Here is a 20,291-nt window from a genome sequence, read left to right on the forward strand (position 1 = left end):
CCACGATTCGTACGATTTGAACAGACAAAGCAGTCCGGAGGAGATGTGATCGAGATCCACGCTTTCGACACCCAGGAAGCGCAAAGCGAAGCGCTCGCGCGCGCCGTCGGCGAGGCGCTGCACGCCGCGCTCGCCGGGCCCGCGCGCCCGACGCTCGCGGTGTCCGGCGGCACGAGCCCGCGCCCGTTCCTGCACACGCTGTCGCACGCGGCGCTCGACTGGGCCGGCGTCGACGTGACGCTGGTCGACGACCGCTGGGTGCCGGACGACGACGCAGCCAGCAACGCACAACTCGTGCGCGACACGCTGCTGCAGCACGCGGCGGCCCCTGCCCGCTTCCTGCCGCTCGTCGACACGCGCAGCACGCTCGACGCGCACGTCGCCGCACTGAACGCGAACGCCGACTACCGCGTGCCGACCGTCGCCGTGCTCGGCATGGGCGAGGACGGCCACACCGCGTCGATTTTCGCCGACGCACCCGAATGGGACCACGCGATCACGACGCCCGAGCGTTTCGTCGCCGTGCATCCCGGCGCCGCGCCGCATGCGCGCGTGAGCTATTCGCTCGATGCGCTGAAGCGCGTCGACCGGCTGTTCCTGCTGATCGCGGGCGACCGCAAACGCGACGTGCTCGACGCCGCGGCCGCGTCGCTACAGAAGAACGCGATTTCCCAACTGGCCAACGACAAGGGGACCCAGCTCGATGTCTACTGGTGCGCAAAGTAAGGCGGTCGTCGCAAGTCAGCATGCCGACGGCCCGCGCCTGCTCGCGGATGTCGGCGGCACCAACGCGCGCTTCGCGCTGGAAACCGGCCCGGGCGAGATCACGCAGATCCGCGTGTATCCCGGCGCCGATTACCCGACGATCACCGACGCGATCCGCAAGTACCTGAAGGACGTGAAGATCAGCCGCGTGAACCACGCGGCGATCGCGATCGCCAATCCGGTCGACGGCGACCAGGTCACGATGACCAACCACGACTGGAGCTTCTCGATCGAGGCGACGCGCCGCGCGCTCGGCTTCGACACGCTGCTCGTCGTCAACGATTTCACCGCGCTCGCGATGGCGCTGCCTGGCCTGACCGATGCGCAGCGCGTGCAGGTCGGTGGCGGCGCGCGACGTCAGAACAGCGTGATCGGGCTGCTCGGGCCCGGCACCGGGCTCGGCGTGTCGGGGCTGATTCCGGCCGACGACCGCTGGATCGCGCTCGGCAGCGAGGGCGGCCACGCGTCGTTCGCGCCGCAGGACGAGCGCGAGGATCTGGTGCTGCAGTACGCGCGCAAGAAGTTTCCGCACGTGTCGTTCGAACGCGTGTGCGCGGGCCCCGGCATGGAGATCATCTATCGCGCGCTCGCCGCGCGTGACAAGAAGCGCGTGGCCGCGACCGTCGACACGGTCGAGATCGTCGAGCGCGCGCATGCGGGCGATGCGCTCGCGCTCGAGACGGTCGAATGCTTCTGCGGGATTCTCGGCGCGTTCGCGGGCAGCGTCGCGCTGACGCTCGGCGCGCTCGGCGGCGTGTACATCGGCGGCGGCGTCGCGCTGAAGCTCGGTGAACTGTTCACGCGCTCGTCGTTCCGCGCGCGCTTCGAGGCGAAGGGCCGCTTCACGCACTACCTCGAGAACATCCCGACCTACCTGATCACCGCCGAATACCCGGCGTTCCTCGGCGTATCGGCGATCCTCGCCGAGCAGCTGTCGAACCGTTCGGGCGGTGCGTCGTCGGCCGTGTTCGAGCGGATCCGCCAGATGCGCGACGCGCTGACGCCGGCCGAGCGCCGCGTGGCCGATCTCGCGCTGAACCATCCGCGCTCGATCATCAACGATCCGATCGTCGACATCGCGCGCAAGGCCGACGTGAGCCAGCCGACCGTGATCCGCTTCTGCCGCTCGCTCGGCTGCCAGGGGCTGTCGGACTTCAAGCTGAAGCTCGCCACCGGCCTCACCGGCACGATCCCGATGAGCCACAGCCAGGTGCATCTCGGCGACACGGCCACCGACTTCGGCGCGAAGGTGCTCGACAACACGGTGTCCGCGATCCTGCAGTTGCGCGAGCACCTGAATTTCGAGCACGTCGAGAACGCGATCGAGATCCTGAACGGCGCGCGGCGCATCGAGTTCTACGGGCTCGGCAATTCGAACATCGTCGCGCAGGACGCGCACTACAAGTTCTTCCGCTTCGGGATTCCGACGATCGCATACGGCGACCTGTACATGCAGGCCGCGTCGGCCGCGCTGCTCGGCAAGGGCGACGTGATCGTCGCGGTGTCGAAGTCGGGACGCGCGCCCGAGCTGCTGCGCGTGCTCGACGTCGCGATGCAGGCCGGTGCCAAGGTGATCGCGATCACGTCGAGCAACACGCCGCTCGCGAAGCGCGCGACCGTCGCGCTCGAGACCGATCACATCGAGATGCGCGAGTCGCAGTTGTCGATGATCTCGCGGATCCTGCATCTGCTGATGATCGACATCCTCGCGGTCGGCGTCGCGATCCGTCGCGCGTCGACCAACGGCGAGGTGCCCGAGGCCGTCGCGCAGGCGAAGGCGCGCGCGAGCGACGACGAAACGGCCGACGTTCTCGACTGGCTGAGCCACGGCGCGTCGCCGGCGGCGAAGGACGTCGCGCGGGATTGAGACGCGGCGCGGCGCCAGCCGCTCCCTGCGTCCCAAAGAAAAACGCCACCGCGCGATGCGCCGGTGGCGTTTTTCATTGTGCGGCGCGGCTGCCGTGTCACGCGCCCGCTTTCACCGGCCGGCCATGCCAGCGCAGCACGAGGTAGCGTCCGGCGAAACACAGCACGCCCGACACGCCGATCGTCACGCCCATCGCGAACGGCGTGCCGTCCGCGAGTGCGCCGATCGCGACGCTCGCGAGCGCGCCGAGCGCGAGCTGCATCGCACCGAACACGGCCGCCGACGCGCCCGCGTTGTGCGGATAGCGGTGCATGAGGTCGGTCGTGCAGTTCGCGGACAGGATCCCGACCACGCCGACGACGAAGAACAGGCACACGACGATCGACCACAGTCCGCCCCACCCAGTCAGCGCGACGAGCGCGACCGCGAGCGACGCGATGGCGCTCACGAGCGATGCGGCCGCGATGATGCGCAGCGAGCCGATGCGGCCGACGAGGCGCGTGTTCGCGAAGTTGCCGATCATGATCCCGACGACGTTCAGGCCGAACAGCAGCCCGTAGTGTTGCGGCGATACGTGGAAATACTCGATGTACACGAACGGCGTCGCGGTGATGTACGAGAACATCGCCGCGAACGCCATCCCGCCGCACAGCATGTGCCCCCACGCGACGGGATCCGACAGGATGCGTCCGTACGACGCGAACGACGCGAGCACGGCCGTGCTCTTGCGTCGCTCCTTGGGCCAGGTTTCGGGCACGCGCAGGTAGGCAGTCGCCGCGCAGATCGCGCCGAACACGGCTAGCACGACGAACACGCCGCGCCAGCCCGAGAAGCGCAGGATCTGGCCGCCGATCAGGGGCGCGAGCAACGGCCCGACCGCGGTGACGATCGCGACCATCGACAGCACCTTCGCCGCGTCGCTCGGCTCGTGCGCGTCGCGCGCGATCGCCCGCGCGAGCACCGATGCGGCGCCGGCGCCGAGCGCCTGCAGGAAGCGCACGACGATCAGCATGTCGATCGAGCCTGACACGAAGCAGCCGATGCTCGCGAGCGTGAACAGCGCGATGCCGCCGAGCAGCACGGGACGACGGCCCCACGTATCGGACAGCGGGCCGTACAGCAGCATGCCGACCGAGAAGCCGGCCATGAAGCTCGTCAGCGTGCGCTGCGCGGCGCCGGGGCTGACGGAGAAGCCGTCGGCGATCGACGGCAGGCTCGGCAGGTACATGTCGGTGGCGATCGGCCCGCAGGCCGCGAGCGCGCCGAGCAACAGGATCAGCCGGGCATCGGGCCGGCGGCGGACGACGTGAGACATGGGTATCCGGAGTGGAGCCCGCGCGCATCGCGGCGCGCGTGGCGGTGAAGACGGGAGGCCGCGCCGCAAGCGACGCGTTCAGGCCCATGATTGTACGCGCAACTTTTTTGCGTGCCGTCGGCCGCGTACGATGGCGGGCCGGCAAGCCCCCGTGTGCGGGATCGCACGCGGATTCGATTAAGCTTGCCGCTCTTGTCTGATCATTTGAACGCACGACCGAACCGATGACCGCTTTCCTGCTGATCTGGAGCCCCAAGAAATGGCCGTGGCCCGAGCTGCCCGAGGTCGCCGCGCGCGTGAAGGCCGGCGAGGCCGTGCATGACGTGTGGGGCTGCGGCTTCGCACGCGGCATCCTGCCGGGCGACCGCGTGTTCCTGCACCGCGTCGCGAAGGAGCCGAAAGGCGTGTTCGGCTCCGGCTACGTGACGCGTGCGCCGTACGAGGTGCCCGATCCGTCGACGAAGCGCGGCTACCGGTTGTGCATCGACTTCGTCTACGACTGGCTGGTCGACGCGCACCAGGACGTCGTGATCGCGCGCGACGCGCTGCGCGTCCACCCGTACTCGGTGCAGACCTGGGACGCGCAGACGTCCGGCACGTCGATCAAGCCGATGGTCGAAGGTCCGCTCGAGAAACGCTGGGCCGAACTGACCGGCAAGCGCAAGCCGCCGCGCTAGCCGGGCCGGGTGCCGGACCGAATCCGGCCCCCGTTTCCGGCCCGTGCCGCTCCCCGCGCGCCGAAAGGCCGCACAAGCGCTGGCGGGCCCGCCGTGCGCGTCTCCGGTACAATCAGACGATCGTTCCGCCCAGGCGCCGCGGCCCGTGCACAGGCCCCCGCGCCCTTCTCTCGCAGGTTTCGCTCATGTCCAACAATCAGATCCTCTTCGAACGCGCCCAGAAGACCATTCCCGGCGGCGTCAACTCGCCGGTGCGCGCATTCCGTTCGGTCGGCGGCACGCCGCGCTTCGTCGCACGCGCGCAAGGCCCGTATTTCTGGGATGCCGACGGCAAGCAGTACATCGACTACATCGGCTCGTGGGGCCCGATGATCGTCGGCCACGTTCATCCGGAAGTCCTGTCGGCCGTGCAGAACGTGCTCGCCGACGGCTTCTCGTTCGGCGCGCCGACCGAAGCCGAGATCGAGATCGCCGAGGAAATCTGCAAGCTCGTGCCGTCGATCGAGCAGGTGCGAATGGTGTCGAGCGGCACCGAGGCCACGATGAGCGCGCTGCGCCTCGCGCGCGGCTTCACGGGCCGCAGCCGCATCGTCAAGTTCGAGGGCTGCTACCACGGCCACGCGGACAGCCTGCTGGTCAAGGCCGGCTCGGGCCTGCTGACGTTCGGCAACCCCACGTCGGCCGGCGTGCCCGCCGACATCGCGAAGCACACGACCGTCCTCGAATACAACAACGTCGCAGCGCTCGAGGAAGCGTTCGGCGCGTTCGGCGACGAGATCGCCGCGGTGATCGTCGAGCCCGTCGCGGGCAACATGAACCTCGTGCGCGGCACGCCGGAATTCCTGAACGCGCTGCGCGCGCTGTGCACGAAGCACGGCGCCGTGCTGATCTTCGACGAGGTGATGTGCGGTTTCCGCGTCGCGCTCGGCGGCGCACAGGCGTACTACGGGATCACGGCCGACCTCACCTGCCTCGGCAAGGTGATCGGCGGCGGGATGCCGGCCGCCGCGTTCGGCGGCCGCCGCGACATCATGGCCCACCTCGCGCCGCTCGGCGGCGTCTACCAGGCCGGCACGCTGTCGGGCAACCCGATCGCGGTCGCGGCCGGCCTGAAGACGCTGCAACTGATCCAGGCGCCGGGCTTCTACGACGCACTCACCGCGCAGACGAAGCGGCTCGCCGACGGCCTCGCGGCCGAAGCCCGCGCGGCCGGCGTGCCGTTCGCGGCCGACTCGATCGGCGCGATGTTCGGCCTGTATTTCGCCGAGCGCGTGCCGACCAGCTTCGCGGAAGTCACGAAGAGCGACACCGAGCGCTTCAACCGCTTCTTCCACCTGATGCTCGACGAAGGCGTGTACTTCGCACCGTCGGCCTACGAGGCCGGTTTCGTGTCGAGCACGCACGACGACGCGGTGATCGACGCGACGCTCGCGGCCGCACGCCGCGCCTTCGCGGCACTCGCTGCCTGACCCGGGGCCGCGCGCATGTTCTCGGATATCGATTTCGCCCACATGCAACGCGCGCTCGCGCTCGCCGCGCGCGGCATGTACACGACCGCGCCGAATCCGCGCGTCGGCTGCGTGATCGTCAAGGACGGCGACGTGATCGGCGAAGGCTTCACGCAGCCGGCCGGCCAGGATCACGCGGAAGTGCAGGCGCTGAAGGATGCACGCTCGCGCGGCTACGACGTCGCGGGTTCGACCGTCTACGTGACGCTCGAACCGTGCAGCCATTTCGGCCGCACGCCGCCGTGCGCGAACGCGCTGATCGAAGCGCGCGTCGCGAAGGTCGTCGCCGCGATGGAAGACCCGAACCCGCAGGTGTCGGGGCGCGGCCTCGGGATGCTGCGCGACGCGGGCATCGACGTGCGCTGCGGGCTGCTCGCGCATGAAGCCGGTGAGCTGAACATCGGTTTCGTGTCGCGGATGACGCGCGGCCGCCCGTGGGTGCGGATGAAGGCCGCCGCGTCGCTCGACGGCCGCACCGCGCTGCCGTCCGGCGAAAGCCAGTGGATCACCGGCGAGGCCGCGCGCCTCGACGGGCACGCCTGGCGTGCGCGCGCCTGCGCGATCCTGACCGGCATCGGCACCGTGCGCGAGGACAATCCGCTGCTGACCGTGCGCGGCATCGACACGCCGCGCCAGCCGCAACGCATCCTGGTGGACAGCCGTCTCGACCTGCCGCTCGACGCGCGGCTGCTCGAGGGCGCCCCGCTGCTGATCTTCTGCGGACGACTCGACGCCGGCGGTGAAATGCGGGCGAACGTGCTGAAGTCGCGCGGCGCGGAAATCGTGCCGCTCGCGAATGCGCACGGCAAGGTCGACCTGCCCGCGATGCTGGCGGCGCTCGGCGCGCGCGGCGTCAACGAATTGCACGTCGAGGCCGGCCACAAGCTGAACGGCTCGCTGCTGCGCGAACAGTGCGTCGACGAATTGCTCGTCTATCTCGCGCCGAGCCTGCTGGGCGCCGATGCGGCCGGCATGTTCGACCTCGCCGCGCCGGCCAATCTCGAGGCCCGCACGCGACTGTCGTTCCACGGGGTCGAGCGGATCGGCGACGACCTGCGGATCCTCGCGCGTTTCGCACCGCCCGATACGCCTCACTGAACGGAATCGTCACGATGTTCACCGGAATTGTCGCGGCCGTCGGCCGCATCGAATCGATCGATCCGCTCGGCGCGTCGGCCGACGCGGGCGTGCGCCTGACCGTGCAGGCCGGCGGGCTCGATCTCGCCGATGTCGCACCGGGCGACAGCATCGCGATCCAGGGCGCGTGCATGACGGTGATCGACAAGCGCGACACCGCGTTCGATGTCGACGTGTCGCGCGAAAGCCTGAACCGTACGGTCGGCCTCGCCCAACCCGGCGAAGTGAACCTCGAGAAGGCGCTGCGCGCGCACGACCGGCTTGGCGGGCACATCGTGTCGGGCCACGTCGACGGCCTCGGCACCGTGTCGCGCTTCGCGCCGGTCGGCGAATCGCACGAACTGCGCATCGTCGCGCCGCGCGAGCTCGGCCGCTATCTCGCGTACAAGGGGTCGATCACGGTCAACGGCGTGAGCCTGACCGTCAACACGATCGACGATTGCGCGGACGGCTGCGAATTCTCGATCAACCTGATTCCGCATACGGTCGAGGTCACGACGCTGCGCCATGTGAAGGCCGGTGACAAGGTCAACCTCGAGGTCGACATGATCGCGCGCTATGTCGAACGGATGCTGTCGTCGTCGCAGGGCGCGCATCAGGACTGATCGCGGCGGCAATCCTCGAAGCGGCGGCTGACGGCCCGATATCCGGGTATCGACAGCCGCCGCTTTTTTTCATCCTGCCCGGCATCACCCACCGGCATGCCGCCGGCAATCAGGCATCCGCGCCTTCCCCACCCGCTCGCGCCAGTATCGTGTCGAGCAGTTGCCGCACATGCTCGCGCGCCGCACGCTCGGCGGCATCCGCATCGCGCTTCGCGATCATGTCGAACACCTGCCGGTGTTCGGCGACATTCCCGCCCAGTCGCGCCCAGTCGTCCATCGGGCTCGCGCCGCCCGCACACATCGTCTGCACCTGTGCGTACAGCGCCCTGAGCGACGTCTCGATCGTCACGTTGCGCGCGGTGGCGAGCAACCCGTGGTGGAAATCGAGGTTGGCGATGCGGTATGCGTCGCCGTCGCGCACGTCGACCGCATGCGCCTGCCGCACCAGCGCTTCGTCCAGCATGGCGTGATCTTCGGGCGTCATGCGCTGCACCGCCAGGCGCGCGGCCATGCCCTCGAGCGCTTCCCGCGCCTCGAAGATGGCCACGATCCGCGCGCGGTCGAACGCGATCACGAACACGCCCTGGCGCGGGACGACCTGCAGCAGCCCCTCGGCCTCCAGACGCGAAACCGCCGCCCACACGGGCGAGCGGCTGATGCCGAGATCGCGCGACAGCGCCTCGATGCTGATCTTCTCGCCCGCCGCGAAGCGCGCTTCGTCGACCAGCATCTCCCGGATCGCCCCGTAGGCGTCGCGCCCCAGTGTCGAGCGTTCGAGCGTGGCGCGCGTCATGCCGGCCGCCGGCGACGTGCGATGTGGAGCCCCTTGCCGACCGGCACGATCGTCGTGTCGAACGCGCGCGTGACGTCGACCGCGGCGAGATAGCCGGCGATCTCGTCCGGATGGGACAGCGCGTTGTCCGCGACCAGCAACGCGTCGGCGGTCAGCTTCGGCAGCAGGTGCGCCAGTTGCAGCGGCGCGCTCACGCGATCGGCGTCGAAGAACACGCAGTCGAACGGGCCCGTCACGGCCGCGCAGACCTGCGTCGCATCGCCTTCGATCACCTGCGCCCAGTCCTGCAGCGACGCCGCGCGCAGGTTGGCCCTCGCCTGCCCGGCTTTCTCCGGCGAATACTCGACGGTGACGAGCGGCTGCCCGTCCGTTTCGCGTAGCGCATGCGCGAGCCAGATCGCACTGTAGCCGTTGGACGTGCCGATCTCGAGCACGCGCCGGCGCCGCGCGCCGGTGACGAGCAGGTACAGCAGTTCGGCCGTGGACGGCTCGAGGTTGAGCATCTTGCGGTTGCGCTCGGCCATCTGCGCGTCGTTTTCCTGGCCGAAGGACGCCAGCCGGGCAAGGACGGCCGATGCGGCGCTGTCGAGTTCGATCATGCGGGTCTCCGTTATTTCATATTTCATGTTTCATGATACGACGATTTTCGGATCGATGCCCGGTGCCCGTGAGGGCCGCCATTCCAGCGTGACTGAAACCGCTCCGGTGCGGCCGGCGGTCGTTTGCCCTGGCGATTCCCGGCCGAATGGCCAACGACGCGCACGGGTCATGCCGTCGCGCTAAGATGCGTCAACAGCGGTTTCAACGCCGCCACGCACGACGCGCCGCGCACCGGCCGCCCCTCTTCCCACAGGAGTCGTTCCCATGTCCATCTCGATGTACCAGGCTTCGCTGCCTGTCCTGATCCGCGGCCTGACCAACCTGCAGCACATCCTCGGCAAGGCGCAGGCGCACGCGGCCGAGAAACAGATCGATCCGTCGGTGTTCACCGGTGCACGCCTCTACCCGGACATGCTGCCGCTCGTGCGCCAGGTCTACATCGCGACCGATACGGCGAAGGGCTGCGCGGCGCGGCTCGCCGATGCCGAAATCCCGAGCTTTCCCGACGTCGAGCAGACCTTCGACGAACTGCACGCACGCATCCAGAAGACGATCGACTACCTGAAAGGCTTCGACGCCGCACAGATCGACGGCAGCGAGGCGCGCCAGATCGTGCTGAAGATGCGTGTCGGCCCGATCGAGTTCACCGGCCAGTCGTACCTGCTGAACTTCGTGCTGCCCAATTTCTTCTTCCACGTGACGACCGCCTACGACATCCTGCGCCACAGCGGCGTCGAGCTCGGCAAGCTCGACTACCTCGGCGGGCGCGACCAGCAAGCTTGATGCGCGGCCGGGTTCGGCCCGGCCCACAACCTTCCGCACCCGCGTGCCGGCCACGCGCGGCGGCCCGTCGGGCCTGCCGCGCGGGCCGTCCGCGACGCTTTCCGGAGCGCTTGCCCGACGCGCGCGGCCCATGCCGGCCGAAACACCGTCCGGCTGGCGTAAAATACGCACTTTCCTCTTTCTCGCCCCCCTTATGACGCTCGCCTCCACGCTCGACATCATCGCCGAGCTGAAAGCCGGCCGGATGGTGATCCTGGTCGACGAAGAAGACCGCGAAAACGAGGGCGACCTCGTGATCGCCGCCGAATTCGTCACGCCGGAAGCGATCAACTTCATGGCCAAGTACGGCCGCGGCCTGGTTTGTCTGACGTTGACGCAGGAACGCTGCAAGCAGCTGCACCTGCCGCTGATGACCTACCGCAACGGCACGCAGTACGGCACCGCGTTCACGGTCAGCATCGAAGCGGCCGAAGGCGTGACGACCGGCATCTCGGCCGCCGACCGTGCGCACACGATCGCCACGGCGGTCGCGCACGACGTGCGCCCCGAGCACATCGTGCAGCCGGGCCACGTGTTCCCGATCATGGCGCAACCGGGCGGCGTGCTCGTGCGTGCGGGCCACACCGAAGCCGGCTGCGACTTCACCGCGCTCGCGGGCCTCACGCCGGCCGCGGTGATCTGCGAGATCATCAAGGACGACGGCACGATGGCGCGCCTGCCGGATCTGATCGAATTCGCGAAGGAACACAACCTGAAGATCGGCACGATCGCCGACCTGATCCAGTACCGCAGCCGCACCGAATCGATCATCGAGCGGATCGCCGAGCGCTCGATGCAGACCGCGCACGGCACGTTCCGCGCGGTGCTGTACCGCGACCAGCCGAGCGGCTCGCCGCACATCGCGCTGGTGCGCGGCGCGCCGTCGCCCGACCTCGATACGCCGGTGCGCGTGCACGAGCCGCTGTCGGTGCTCGACCTGCTCGAAACGGGTGTGTCGACGCACTCGTGGACGCTCGACGCCGCCATGCGCGAGATCGCGGAGCGCGACCTCGGCGTGATCGTGCTGCTCAACTGCGGCGACACGAAGGAACACCTGATCGACGTCTTCAAGGCGTTCGACGAGGAAGAAAAGGCTGCTGCGCTCAAGCGCCGGCCGGTCGATTTCAAGACGTTCGGCATCGGCGCGCAGATCCTGCGCGATGTCGGCGTCGGCAAGATGCAGGTGCTGTCGAATCCGCGCAAGCTGGGCAGCATGTCCGGCTACGGCCTCGAAGTCACGGGCTTCATTCCGATGCCCGGCGGCGAAGCCAAGTCCTGCCCGGCGTCCAACGCGTAACCCGCCACGACGCTTTCGCCCTATAACCGTTCATCCACACCACGGACAAGATCATGGAAATCGGACAATACCAACCGAATCTCGAAGGCGACGGCCTGCGTATCGGCATCGTGCAATCGCGCTTCAACGAGCCCGTGTGCAACGGCCTCGCCGACGCGTGCGTCGAAGAACTGGAACGCCTGGGCGTCACCGGTGAAGACGTGCTGCTCGTGTCGGTACCCGGCGCGCTGGAAATCCCGCTCGCGCTGCAGAAGCTCGCGGAAAGCGGCCAGTTCGACGCGCTGATCGCACTCGGCGCGGTGATCCGCGGCGAGACCTACCACTTTGAACTCGTGTCGAACGAGAGCGGCGCGGGCATCACCCGCATCGGCCTCGACTTCAACCTGCCGATCGCGAACGCGGTCCTGACGACCGAAAACGACGAGCAGGCCGTCGCGCGCATGACCGAAAAGGGTCGTGACGCCGCACGCGTCGCCGTCGAAATGGCCAACCTGACGATGGCCCTCGACCAGCTCGGCGATGACGACGAGGACGAAGAGGAAGACGAAGACGACGAAGAGGAGCGCGCATGAAGAAGAGCGCCCGCCGACAATCGCGCGAGCTGGCGACGCAAGGCCTCTATCAGTGGCTGCTGTCGAACGCGTCCTCCGGTGAGATCGACGCGCAACTGCGCGGCGCGCTCGGTTACGACAAGGCTGACAAGGAGCTGCTCGACGCGATCCTGCACGGCGTGATCCGCGAGCACGTCACGCTCGTCGAAGCGCTGACGCCGTCGCTGGACCGTCCGATCGAGCAGCTGTCGCCGGTCGAACGCGCGGTGCTGCTGATCGCGACGTTCGAGCTCACGCACCATGTCGAAACGCCGTACCGCGTGATCATCAACGAAGCGGTCGAACTCGCGAAGACGTTCGGCGGCTCCGACGGCTACAAGTACGTGAACGGCGTGCTCGACAAGCTCGCCGCGAAGCTGCGCCCCGCCGAAACGCAGGCGCGCCGCAACAGCTGACGCCGTTTGCCGGTCCACGGGCGCGCAAGCGCCCGTTTTTCATTCTTCCTCTCCCCCGCCCTGCCCGCCGATGAATACCACCGCCGATTCGCTCGTCACGCTCGCCGCACGCGTCGACGCGATCCAGCCCTTCCATGTGATGGAATTGATGAAGGAGGCACAGCGGCTCGAGTCCCTCGGGCGCGATGTTATCCACATGGGCATCGGCGAGCCGGATTTCACCGCACCGGAGCCTGTCGTCGAAGCTGCCGCGGCCGCGCTGCGCCGTGGCGTCACGCAGTACACGAGCGCGCTCGGCATTGCGCCGCTACGCGAGGCGATCGCCGCGCACTATGCGCGTGCGTACGGCCTCACGATCAGCCCGGAGCGGATCGTCGTGACGGCCGGCGCGTCGGCCGCGCTGCTGCTCGCGTGCCTCGCGCTCGTCGGCCGTGACGACGAAGTGCTGATGCCCGACCCGTCATATCCGTGCAACCGGCATTTCGTCGCGGCGGCCGAAGGCCGCGCGGTGCTCGTGCCGAGCGGCCCGGACGCGCGCTTCCAGCTCACCGAGGACGACGTCCGCACGCACTGGGGCGACCGCACGCGCGGCGTGCTGCTCGCGTCGCCGTCGAACCCGACCGGCACGTCGCTCGAACCGGACGAACTGAAGCGGATCGCCGAAGCCGTGCGCGCCCGCGGCGGCTTCACGATCGTCGACGAGATCTACCAGGGGCTCAGCTACGACGCGGCGCCCGTGTCGGCACTGTCGTTCGGCGACGACGTGATCACCGTGAACAGCTTCTCGAAGTATTTCAGCATGACGGGCTGGCGGCTCGGCTGGCTCGTCGTGCCGCCCGCGCTGGTCGGCACGTTCGAGAAACTGTCGCAGAACCTGTTCATCTGCCCGTCCGCGCTCGCGCAGCACGCAGCGCTCGCGTGCTTCGAGCCGGCCACACTCGACCTCTACGAAGCGCGCCGGCTCGAATTCAAGCGCCGCCGCGATTTCATCGCGCCGGCACTCGAACGGCTCGGCTTCACGGTGCCCGTGATGCCGGACGGTGCGTTCTATGTGTATGCGCATTGCGGCGGCGTCGCCCATCCGGCAGCCGGCGACAGCGCCGCGCTCACGCAGGCGATGCTGCACGACGCCGGCGTCGTGCTGGTGCCCGGCATGGACTTCGGCGTACATGCGCCGCGCGACTATATCCGCCTGTCGTATGCGACGGCCTACTCGCGGCTCGAAGAGGCGGTCGACCGGCTCGCGACGCTGTTCGGGCAGCACTGACTGCTACGGCCCGCACCCTGGCCGTTTCACGCGCCGCAAAAAGAAAAGGCACCCGGATCGGGTGCCTTTTTCATTGCCTGCCGGCTGGTACCGGGCGGAACGCGTGACGTTACGCGCCGAGCTCCGAACGATCGCCGTGCGACTGCTTCGCGGTGTCGACGCTCGCGTCATCCTGAGGCGACGCTTCCTTCGGCGCGGCCGCCTTCGCCGACGTCGCGCTGTCGAGCGTCGCGTGCACGCGCTTCGCGCCGCCTGCCGCCGCCGTCACGGCAGCCGTGACGATCGGCTTCGCCGGCTGGGCCGGTGCCTGCGGTGCGTTGACCGGCACGCTGCGGCCGCGTGCGACGTCGCGCAGGCGACCACGCTCGGCCATCACCTTCGAACCGTAGCCGTTGTCTTCGGGGTTCGTCGAGCCGTTGTACATGCGCAAGCCGGTCGCGAGCGAGCCGCCGCGCGCAATACAGTCCTTCAGCACCAGCGCGCCGACCTGCAGGTTCGCGAGCGGCTGCAGCGCCGTATCGGTGCCGCCGAAGTATTCGAACTTGTCGGAATGGACCTTCGACATGACCTGCATCAGGCCCTTCGCACCGACGCCGCTTTCGGCGTACGGGTTGAAGCCCGACTCGATCGCCATCACGGACAGCAGCAGCAGCGGATCGAGGCCGACGTCGCGGCCGGTCTGGAACGCAGCCTTGACGAGCTGGCCGAGCGGCTCCTGTGCGACGCGGTAACGGCGCGACAGGTAGGTCGCGACGAGCGCCTGTTCGCGGTTCGACGCGAGTGCACGGTCGTCGCGCGCATCGGCCGCGACCCGCTGGGTCGGGATCAGCTTGGCCAGTGCGACCGGCGACGGGCCGTTGCGGGCCGGATCGGACGCATCGGCCTGGGCGCCCGGTGCGGCGGCTTCCGGTGCGACATCGAGGCCGACCGCGAGCGCGTCCGTTTCAGGCGTCTCTTCCTGCTGCGGCTGCGCGCCGGCAGGCGCGAAGTTCGGCAGCGGATGACCGGACAGCAAGCGGGCTGGCCCGGCCTGCACGGCCGCGGATACGACCGGCATCAGCTTCGCGGCGAGCGTGCCGCGGACGGTTGGCAGCAGCCACAGTGCAAGCGCAATTGCGACAGCGAAACAGCCGACAACGCTGAATAGATGGTGACTGACACGCGTCCCGCGACGCAGCATGTTGCGCACGATCTGCGCATGCTGCTCATTGGGACGCCACGATAACCAAGCGTTCATTCAGATCATCTCCCATGAACATGACTCGTGCGGCTCGCTCAGCTCGATGGCGAGACAGAAAACGCGCCGCGGAATCACGATGCCGCACGCCTTGGTTGGGACGTACAAACATCGGGGAAACGGTATAAGTACCGTTCGGGGCCACGGTGTAAGAGGGCCGGCGCCTTCGCACACTGGGCGAGGCGGGCATACGCGGTGGCACCCACGCAAAAAACCAGCGTCTGGTAGCGCTGGCTGGGACTACTACTAAAGCCGTCGGATACGCCGTGCAGGATTCGGCGGACGGTGACGCGCTGCGTCAAAGATCGGTGATTGGCGGCTCGAAGCCTTTTACCCTGCAGCCAATGTGAGCGGATTCTAGCAGGGTTTTATAGATCGTCAACACTATAAAACCTCAAAATCATAACAAAAAGTAATTTACGATCGCTCTTCAGATCGCAAATCCCGTGCCGTAGGGGGTTTGCGCGCGGTGGACTTTTTTCTCCGCCGGGCGGTCGTGCGGCGGCGCGGGTAAAATCGTCGGTCGATTCGGGGCTGCAGTCGGCCGCTGCGCCCACCCATCGCTGCCCGTCATACGGGTGGCCCGGACCTTCTTCATGAAATACAAAGACTTACGAGATTTCATCCAGCGCCTCGAGGCGCTCGGCGAACTGCGGCGCGTCACGCAACCCGTGTCGCACGTGCTCGAAATGACCGAGCTGTGCGACCGCGTGCTGCGCGCCGGCGGCCCTGCGCTGCTGTTCAACGCGCCGACCGGCTACGATTTCCCGGTGCTGGGCAACCTGTTCGGCACGCCGCGCCGCGTCGCGCTCGGAATGGGCGTCGATGCGGGCGACGACGCCGCGCTCGATTCGCTGCGCGATCTCGGGCGCCTGCTGTCCGCGCTGAAGGAGCCCGATCCGCCGAAGAGCCTGAAGGATGCCGGCAAGCTGCTGTCGCTCGCGAAGGCCGTGTGGGACATGGCGCCGAAATCGGTGTCGTCGCCGCCCTGCCAGGAGATCGTCTGGGAAGGCAACGACGTCGACCTGAACAAGCTGCCGATCCAGACCTGCTGGCCCGGCGATGCGGGGCCGCTCGTCACGTGGGGCCTGACGGTCACGCGCGGGCCGAACAAGTCGCGCCAGAATCTCGGCATCTACCGCCAGCAGCTGATCGGCCGCAACAAGCTGATCATGCGCTGGCTCGCGCATCGCGGCGGCGCGCTCGACTTCCGCGAGTTCGCGCTGCGGAACCCCGGCAAGCCGTATCCGGTCGCGGTCGTGCTCGGCGCCGATCCGGCCACGACGCTCGGCGCGGTGACGCCCGTGCCCGATTCGCTGTCCGAGTATCAGTTCGCCGGCCTGCTGCGCGGCAGCCGCACGGAGCTCGCGAAGTGCCTCACGCCCGGCGTCGACACGCTGCAGGTGCCCGCGCGCGCGGAGATCGTGCTCGAAGGTTTCATTTATCCGCAGGAAGGCGCCCCTGCCCCCGCGCCGGCCGGCGCACCGCCGCGCCCGGCCGGCAACGCGTCGGCCGCGTACGAGCATGCGCTCGAAGGTCCGTACGGCGACCACACCGGCTATTACAACGAGCAGGAGTGGTTCCCCGTGTTCACCGTCGAGCGCATCACGATGCGCCGCGACGCGATCTACCACTCGACCTACACGGGCAAGCCGCCCGACGAACCCGCGGTGCTCGGCGTCGCGCTCAACGAGGTGTTCGTGCCGCTGCTGCAGAAGCAGTTCTCCGAGATCACCGACTTCTACCTGCCGCCCGAAGGCTGCAGCTACCGGATGGCGATCGTCCAGATGAAGAAGAGCTACGCGGGCCACGCGAAGCGCGTGATGTTCGGCGTGTGGAGCTTCCTGCGGCAGTTCATGTATACGAAGTTCATCGTGGTCGTCGACGAGGACGTGAACATCCGCGACTGGAAGGAAGTGATCTGGGCGATCACGACGCGCGTCGACCCCGTGCGCGACACGGTGATGGTCGACAGCACGCCGATCGACTATCTCGATTTCGCATCGCCGGTGGCCGGTCTCGGCTCGAAGATGGGGCTCGACGCGACCAACAAGTGGCCCGGCGAGACGAATCGCGAATGGGGCCGCCCGATCGAGATGGATGCGGCCGTGAAGGCGCGCGTCGACCGGCTCTGGCAGGAGCTCGGCCTCTGAAGTCATGCGGCCGGCGCGCGCCGGCCCGTGCACCGCAATCGCCACAAGAACGACGAAGATGAGTTTTCCGCCCGCCTCCATGCTGTCCGACGGTTTCTTCCTGTCGCTGTCGCTCTGTCTCGACATCGGCCTCGTGAACGTCGCGATGCTGTCGCTGACGCTGTCGCACGGCTTCCGGCCGGGCTTCTGGCTCGGTGTCGGCTCGTGCGTCGGCGATCTCGTCTACGCGGCGCTCGCGCTCGCGGGGATGGCCGTGCTGCTGCAGTTCGAGCCCGTGCGCTGGATCGTGTGGATCGGCGGCGGCGCGGTGCTGCTGTTTCTCACGTGGAAGATGGCGCGCGAAGCGCTGGCGCCGGCCGGCACGGCCAACGACGATGCAGACGACGCCCCGCAGCCGCGCGCGAGTGCACGCCGCAGCTTCCTGCGCGGGATGCTGCTCGCAATGTCGTCGCCGAGCGCGATCCTGTGGTTCGCGGCGGTCGGCGGCGCACTGATCGCGAAGGCCGGCGCGACGACGCCGGCCACCGCGTCGGTGTTCCTGTCGGGCTTCTTCCTCGGCGGCCTCGCCTGGACGCTCTTCATGTGCACACTCGCGAGCCAGGGCCGCAAGCGCGCGGGCGCCGGGTTGATGCGTGCGTGCCATATCGCGTCGGCGCTGCTGTTCGCGTATTTCTCGTACAGCGTGATCGTCGGCGGCTACCGCGACCTGATCGTGCACGCGGTGTAAGCGAAGCCGGCCCGCACGGGCCGCACGTCAAGCGGCCGCCCCAAAGAAAAACGGCGCAGCGCCCCTCGCGGGACGATGCGCCGTTTTGCCACGCGCGGTCAGGCCGCGCGGGACGAATCAGCGACGCCAGTAGCCGTGATGGCCCCAGCCGCCGTAACCATGGCGCCAGTACGGGCGACCGTAGTAGCCACCATAGCCGCCGACGACCACGGCGGGCGGCGGTGCATAGTAGGCCGGCGCCGGTGCGTAATAGACAGGCGGAGGCGGCGGCGCGTAGTACACGGGCGGCGGCGGTGCATAGACGGGGTACGCGGGTGCGACCGGGATACCGATGCCGACCCCGATCGACACGTGAGCCTGCGCGGCGCTTGCGGCACCCAGGCCCAGCGCGGCGGCGGCGATGAACGGAATGAGCTTTTTCACTTCGATTCTCCTGCTGGAGCGGTATTTTGTGCGCTCCTGTCGGCAACGGCGGGCATGCACGTCGCATGGAAGCAATGTAGCGAAAACCCGCCCCTCGCGTATCGTGCATTTGTTGCAAATTGCAATTGCACGCGGCTCGAGGTGCCCTGCGGTGTGGCGTCCGGAGCGGGAGGCGACCCTTGCAGATCGCGCGATTCCGTCCGACGACTCGGGTCGCGACACACTGGCCGGTCAGTCTTACCGGATACGGCGCGCGCAGCAGGCACGCGCACGTAATGAACGATTACAAATTTGAGACAAGATGCCGACATTTCAAGCGGGACGTGCGCGCGATGTGTTTCGGGGTCGGATTCCACGATCGTGATTCGACCGTCGCCACGGGCACCGATACGCGAGAGGATCGGGGCGCGCGTCGGTAATGAATACCCGCAGCGACGCGACAACTGCCCTTGCGCGACGCCACCGACATTCCTGCGATACTGGCGGTTGCTTCGCTTTTGCTTACGCTCGCTGCCATGCCCCTTCCCGACACACCCCGCCTCGGCTTCATCGGTGCAGGCCGCCTCGCGCGCTGCGTCGCGCAGCGCTTCGCGCAGGCAGGCTTCCCGGTCGTCGCGATCGCGAGCCGCACACCCGCATCGGCTGCCGACCTCGCCGCGCGCATCGCCGGGTGCCGCGCAGTCGACACGCCGCAGCAGGTTGCCGAGGCCGCCGACCTGATCTTCGTGACAGTGCCCGACGACCATCTCGCGCCGACCGCGGCCGCCCTCCGCTTCGACGCGTCGCGCGCCGCCAGCCAGGCGGTCGTCCACTGCAGCGGCGCGTCGGCGGTTGCGCTGCTCGACCCGGCCAGGCACCAGGGCGTGGCCACCGGCGGCTTCCATCCGCTCTACCTGTTCGGCGGCACCGATGCCGACCTCGCGCGCATCGACGGCTGCTCGGTCACGATTGAAGCAGCCGGTGCGCTGCACGCGACGCTGCTGCGACTTGCTGCCGCACTCGGCTGCCATCCGCTGTCGATTCCGGCAGGCGGCCGAATGCTGTACCACGCGGCCGCGCACTACGCGGCGAGCTTCGCGCTGTGCGGGTTGTCGGAGGCGGTCGAGCTGTGGCGCGGCCTCGGTTTCGACGAGGACGCCGCGCTGCGTGCGCTGTTGCCGATGCTCGCCGGCACGATCGAGACCGCGCGCGACAAGGGGCTCGCGAACGCGCTGTCCGGCCCGGTGTCGCGCGGCGATACGGGCATCGTCGAACGCCAGTTGGCACTGCTTGAAACGCTCGGCGGCGATCACGCGGCGCTGTATGCGCTGCTGACGCGCCGCGCGGTCGCGCTCGCGGCGAAGCGCGCCGCACCGCCAGCGTCGCTGCCGGCGCTTGCCGAAGCGGTCGAAACGTCGCTCGCGCGCACGGCCGCGCACCCCTCCCCGTCGCGCGACGAGGCGTGATAATGTGTCGGCCGATGCGCCGCCAACCGGCGTTGGCGGCCGCGCGCTACTGACTGTATAAAAAGGATGCCAACGATGTTCGGCGAGATCGCCCGTTTTCTGCTCAATACCGTCTTCACGCTGTTCGGCGCCGCGCTGATCCTGCGCATCTGGATGCAGGCCGTCCGCGTGCCACCGTACAACCCTGTCACGCAGGCCGTGCTGCAGGCGACCAACTGGCTCGTGCTGCCGCTGCGCCGCGTGATCGCCGGCGTGCGCGGCATCGACTGGGCCAGCGTCGTCGCAGCCCTCCTCACCGCGCTCGTCTACGTCGTGCTGATGGTCGTGATGGCCGGCTTCGATCCGGCCGCGGTGATCGCGACGCTCGTCGTGGTCGCGCTGCTCACCGTCGTGAAGTGGGCGCTCAATCTCGTGATCTGGATGACGATCCTGATGGCGCTGCTGTCATGGCTCAACCCGCGCTCGCCGGCGATGCCGATCCTCTTCCAGCTCACCGCACCGTTCCTGAACCCGCTGCGCCGCGTGATCCCGAACCTCGGCGGCATCGACCTGTCGCCGATCCTGCTGTTCGTGATCGTGCAGGTGCTGCTGATGATCGTCACGCGCGCGGCCGTCTCGCTGACGATGTTCGGCATCTGATCCAGCGC

The 20,291-nt window shown here is 68.4% G+C and carries 20 protein-coding genes; 15 read left to right on the forward strand and 5 right to left on the reverse strand.

The window, feature by feature from the left end; all coding sequences use genetic code 11:
• The first annotated feature begins 45 nt into the window (after nt 1-45).
• Complete coding sequence (pgl, locus tag U5809_RS08705) at nt 46-726, forward strand: 6-phosphogluconolactonase (protein WP_322086172.1); 681 nt, start codon at nt 46-48, stop codon at nt 724-726.
• The gene (locus U5809_RS08710; RefSeq protein WP_282506930.1) at nt 704-2,632 is read left to right on the forward strand and encodes a bifunctional transcriptional regulator/glucokinase; all 1,929 of its coding nucleotides are present in this window, start codon (nt 704-706) and stop codon (nt 2,630-2,632) included. Before pgl ends, U5809_RS08710 begins: the two co-directional genes overlap by 23 nt.
• Nucleotides 2,633-2,729: 97 nt before the next feature.
• Here the strand turns inward: U5809_RS08710 and U5809_RS08715 are convergent, their stop codons facing one another.
• Entirely contained in the window at nt 2,730-3,947 is a 1,218-nt protein-coding gene (locus tag U5809_RS08715) for a Bcr/CflA family multidrug efflux MFS transporter (protein ID WP_176049333.1), read from the reverse strand.
• Nucleotides 3,948-4,171: 224 nt separating this feature from the next.
• On the opposite strand from U5809_RS08715, the gene U5809_RS08720 reads away from it, so the two are divergent.
• The 4 genes from U5809_RS08720 (at nt 4,172) to U5809_RS08735 (ending at nt 7,874) form a co-directional block, all read left to right on the forward strand.
• A complete protein-coding gene (locus U5809_RS08720; RefSeq protein ID WP_282506929.1) occupies nt 4,172-4,624 on the forward strand; it encodes a hypothetical protein in 453 nt (150 codons plus the stop codon).
• Nucleotides 4,625-4,809: 185 nt separating this feature from the next.
• Nucleotides 4,810-6,093, forward strand: coding sequence for a glutamate-1-semialdehyde 2,1-aminomutase (gene hemL, locus U5809_RS08725; RefSeq protein WP_014897811.1), 1,284 nt, complete (start codon nt 4,810-4,812; stop codon nt 6,091-6,093).
• Nucleotides 6,094-6,108: 15 nt separating this feature from the next.
• Nucleotides 6,109-7,230 carry a bifunctional diaminohydroxyphosphoribosylaminopyrimidine deaminase/5-amino-6-(5-phosphoribosylamino)uracil reductase RibD gene (gene ribD, locus U5809_RS08730; protein ID WP_322086173.1) on the forward strand — a complete coding sequence of 374 codons (1,122 nt, stop codon included), beginning with the start codon at nt 6,109-6,111 and terminating at the stop codon, nt 7,228-7,230.
• A 14-nt stretch (nt 7,231-7,244) separates the two neighbouring features.
• On the forward strand, nt 7,245-7,874 hold the full coding sequence (locus tag U5809_RS08735; protein WP_322086174.1) for a riboflavin synthase: 630 nt from the start codon (nt 7,245-7,247) through the stop codon (nt 7,872-7,874).
• A 109-nt stretch (nt 7,875-7,983) separates the two neighbouring features.
• On the opposite strand, the gene U5809_RS08740 is transcribed toward U5809_RS08735, so the two are convergent.
• Nucleotides 7,984-8,667 carry a GntR family transcriptional regulator gene (locus tag U5809_RS08740; protein ID WP_322086175.1) on the reverse strand — a complete coding sequence of 228 codons (684 nt, stop codon included), beginning with the start codon at nt 8,665-8,667 and terminating at the stop codon, nt 7,984-7,986.
• Entirely contained in the window at nt 8,664-9,266 is a 603-nt protein-coding gene (locus tag U5809_RS08745; protein ID WP_322086176.1) for an O-methyltransferase, read from the reverse strand. Before U5809_RS08745 ends, U5809_RS08740 begins: the two co-directional genes overlap by 4 nt.
• Nucleotides 9,267-9,531: 265 nt before the next feature.
• Between U5809_RS08745 and U5809_RS08750 the strand changes: the two genes are divergently transcribed.
• The 5 genes from U5809_RS08750 to U5809_RS08770 all read left to right on the forward strand — a co-directional run bounded on the left by U5809_RS08750 (nt 9,532) and on the right by U5809_RS08770 (nt 13,659).
• Nucleotides 9,532-10,050 (forward strand): DUF1993 domain-containing protein, encoded by a 519-nt coding sequence (locus U5809_RS08750; protein WP_322086177.1) that lies wholly within the window; start codon nt 9,532-9,534, stop codon nt 10,048-10,050.
• A gap of 193 nt (nt 10,051-10,243) precedes the next feature.
• A complete protein-coding gene (ribBA, locus tag U5809_RS08755; protein WP_282506924.1) occupies nt 10,244-11,386 on the forward strand; it encodes a bifunctional 3,4-dihydroxy-2-butanone-4-phosphate synthase/GTP cyclohydrolase II in 1,143 nt (380 codons plus the stop codon).
• Between the two features lie 53 nt (nt 11,387-11,439).
• Nucleotides 11,440-11,958 carry a 6,7-dimethyl-8-ribityllumazine synthase gene (gene ribH, locus U5809_RS08760; RefSeq protein WP_011351235.1) on the forward strand — a complete coding sequence of 173 codons (519 nt, stop codon included), beginning with the start codon at nt 11,440-11,442 and terminating at the stop codon, nt 11,956-11,958.
• A complete protein-coding gene (gene nusB, locus U5809_RS08765; RefSeq protein WP_322086178.1) occupies nt 11,955-12,392 on the forward strand; it encodes a transcription antitermination factor NusB in 438 nt (145 codons plus the stop codon). Before ribH ends, nusB begins: the two co-directional genes overlap by 4 nt.
• A gap of 70 nt (nt 12,393-12,462) precedes the next feature.
• Nucleotides 12,463-13,659, forward strand: coding sequence for a pyridoxal phosphate-dependent aminotransferase (locus U5809_RS08770; protein ID WP_322086179.1), 1,197 nt, complete (start codon nt 12,463-12,465; stop codon nt 13,657-13,659).
• 109 nt (nt 13,660-13,768) lie between these two features.
• Here the strand turns inward: U5809_RS08770 and U5809_RS08775 are convergent, their stop codons facing one another.
• On the reverse strand, nt 13,769-14,896 hold the full coding sequence (locus U5809_RS08775; RefSeq protein WP_322086180.1) for a transglycosylase SLT domain-containing protein: 1,128 nt from the start codon (nt 14,894-14,896) through the stop codon (nt 13,769-13,771).
• Between the two features lie 596 nt (nt 14,897-15,492).
• On the opposite strand from U5809_RS08775, the gene U5809_RS08780 reads away from it, so the two are divergent.
• Nucleotides 15,493-17,049, forward strand: coding sequence for a UbiD family decarboxylase (locus U5809_RS08780; RefSeq protein ID WP_322086181.1), 1,557 nt, complete (start codon nt 15,493-15,495; stop codon nt 17,047-17,049).
• A gap of 58 nt (nt 17,050-17,107) precedes the next feature.
• A complete protein-coding gene (locus tag U5809_RS08785; RefSeq protein ID WP_322086182.1) occupies nt 17,108-17,776 on the forward strand; it encodes a LysE family translocator in 669 nt (222 codons plus the stop codon).
• A 117-nt stretch (nt 17,777-17,893) separates the two neighbouring features.
• Here U5809_RS08785 and U5809_RS08790 read toward each other — a convergent pair whose 3' ends face one another.
• The gene (locus U5809_RS08790) at nt 17,894-18,199 is read right to left on the reverse strand and encodes a hypothetical protein (protein ID WP_027783774.1); all 306 of its coding nucleotides are present in this window, start codon (nt 18,197-18,199) and stop codon (nt 17,894-17,896) included.
• Nucleotides 18,200-18,714: 515 nt separating this feature from the next.
• On the opposite strand from U5809_RS08790, the gene U5809_RS08795 reads away from it, so the two are divergent.
• Nucleotides 18,715-19,644, forward strand: a complete 930-nt coding sequence (locus U5809_RS08795) for a Rossmann-like and DUF2520 domain-containing protein (protein ID WP_322086183.1) — start codon at nt 18,715-18,717, stop codon at nt 19,642-19,644.
• Nucleotides 19,645-19,719: 75 nt separating this feature from the next.
• A complete protein-coding gene (locus tag U5809_RS08800) occupies nt 19,720-20,283 on the forward strand; it encodes a YggT family protein (protein WP_282506918.1) in 564 nt (187 codons plus the stop codon).
• Nucleotides 20,284-20,291: the final 8 nt, after the last annotated feature.

It is taken from the genome of Burkholderia sp. BCC1999, assembly GCF_905339975.1.
Taxonomy (GTDB): Bacteria; Pseudomonadota; Gammaproteobacteria; order Burkholderiales; family Burkholderiaceae; genus Burkholderia.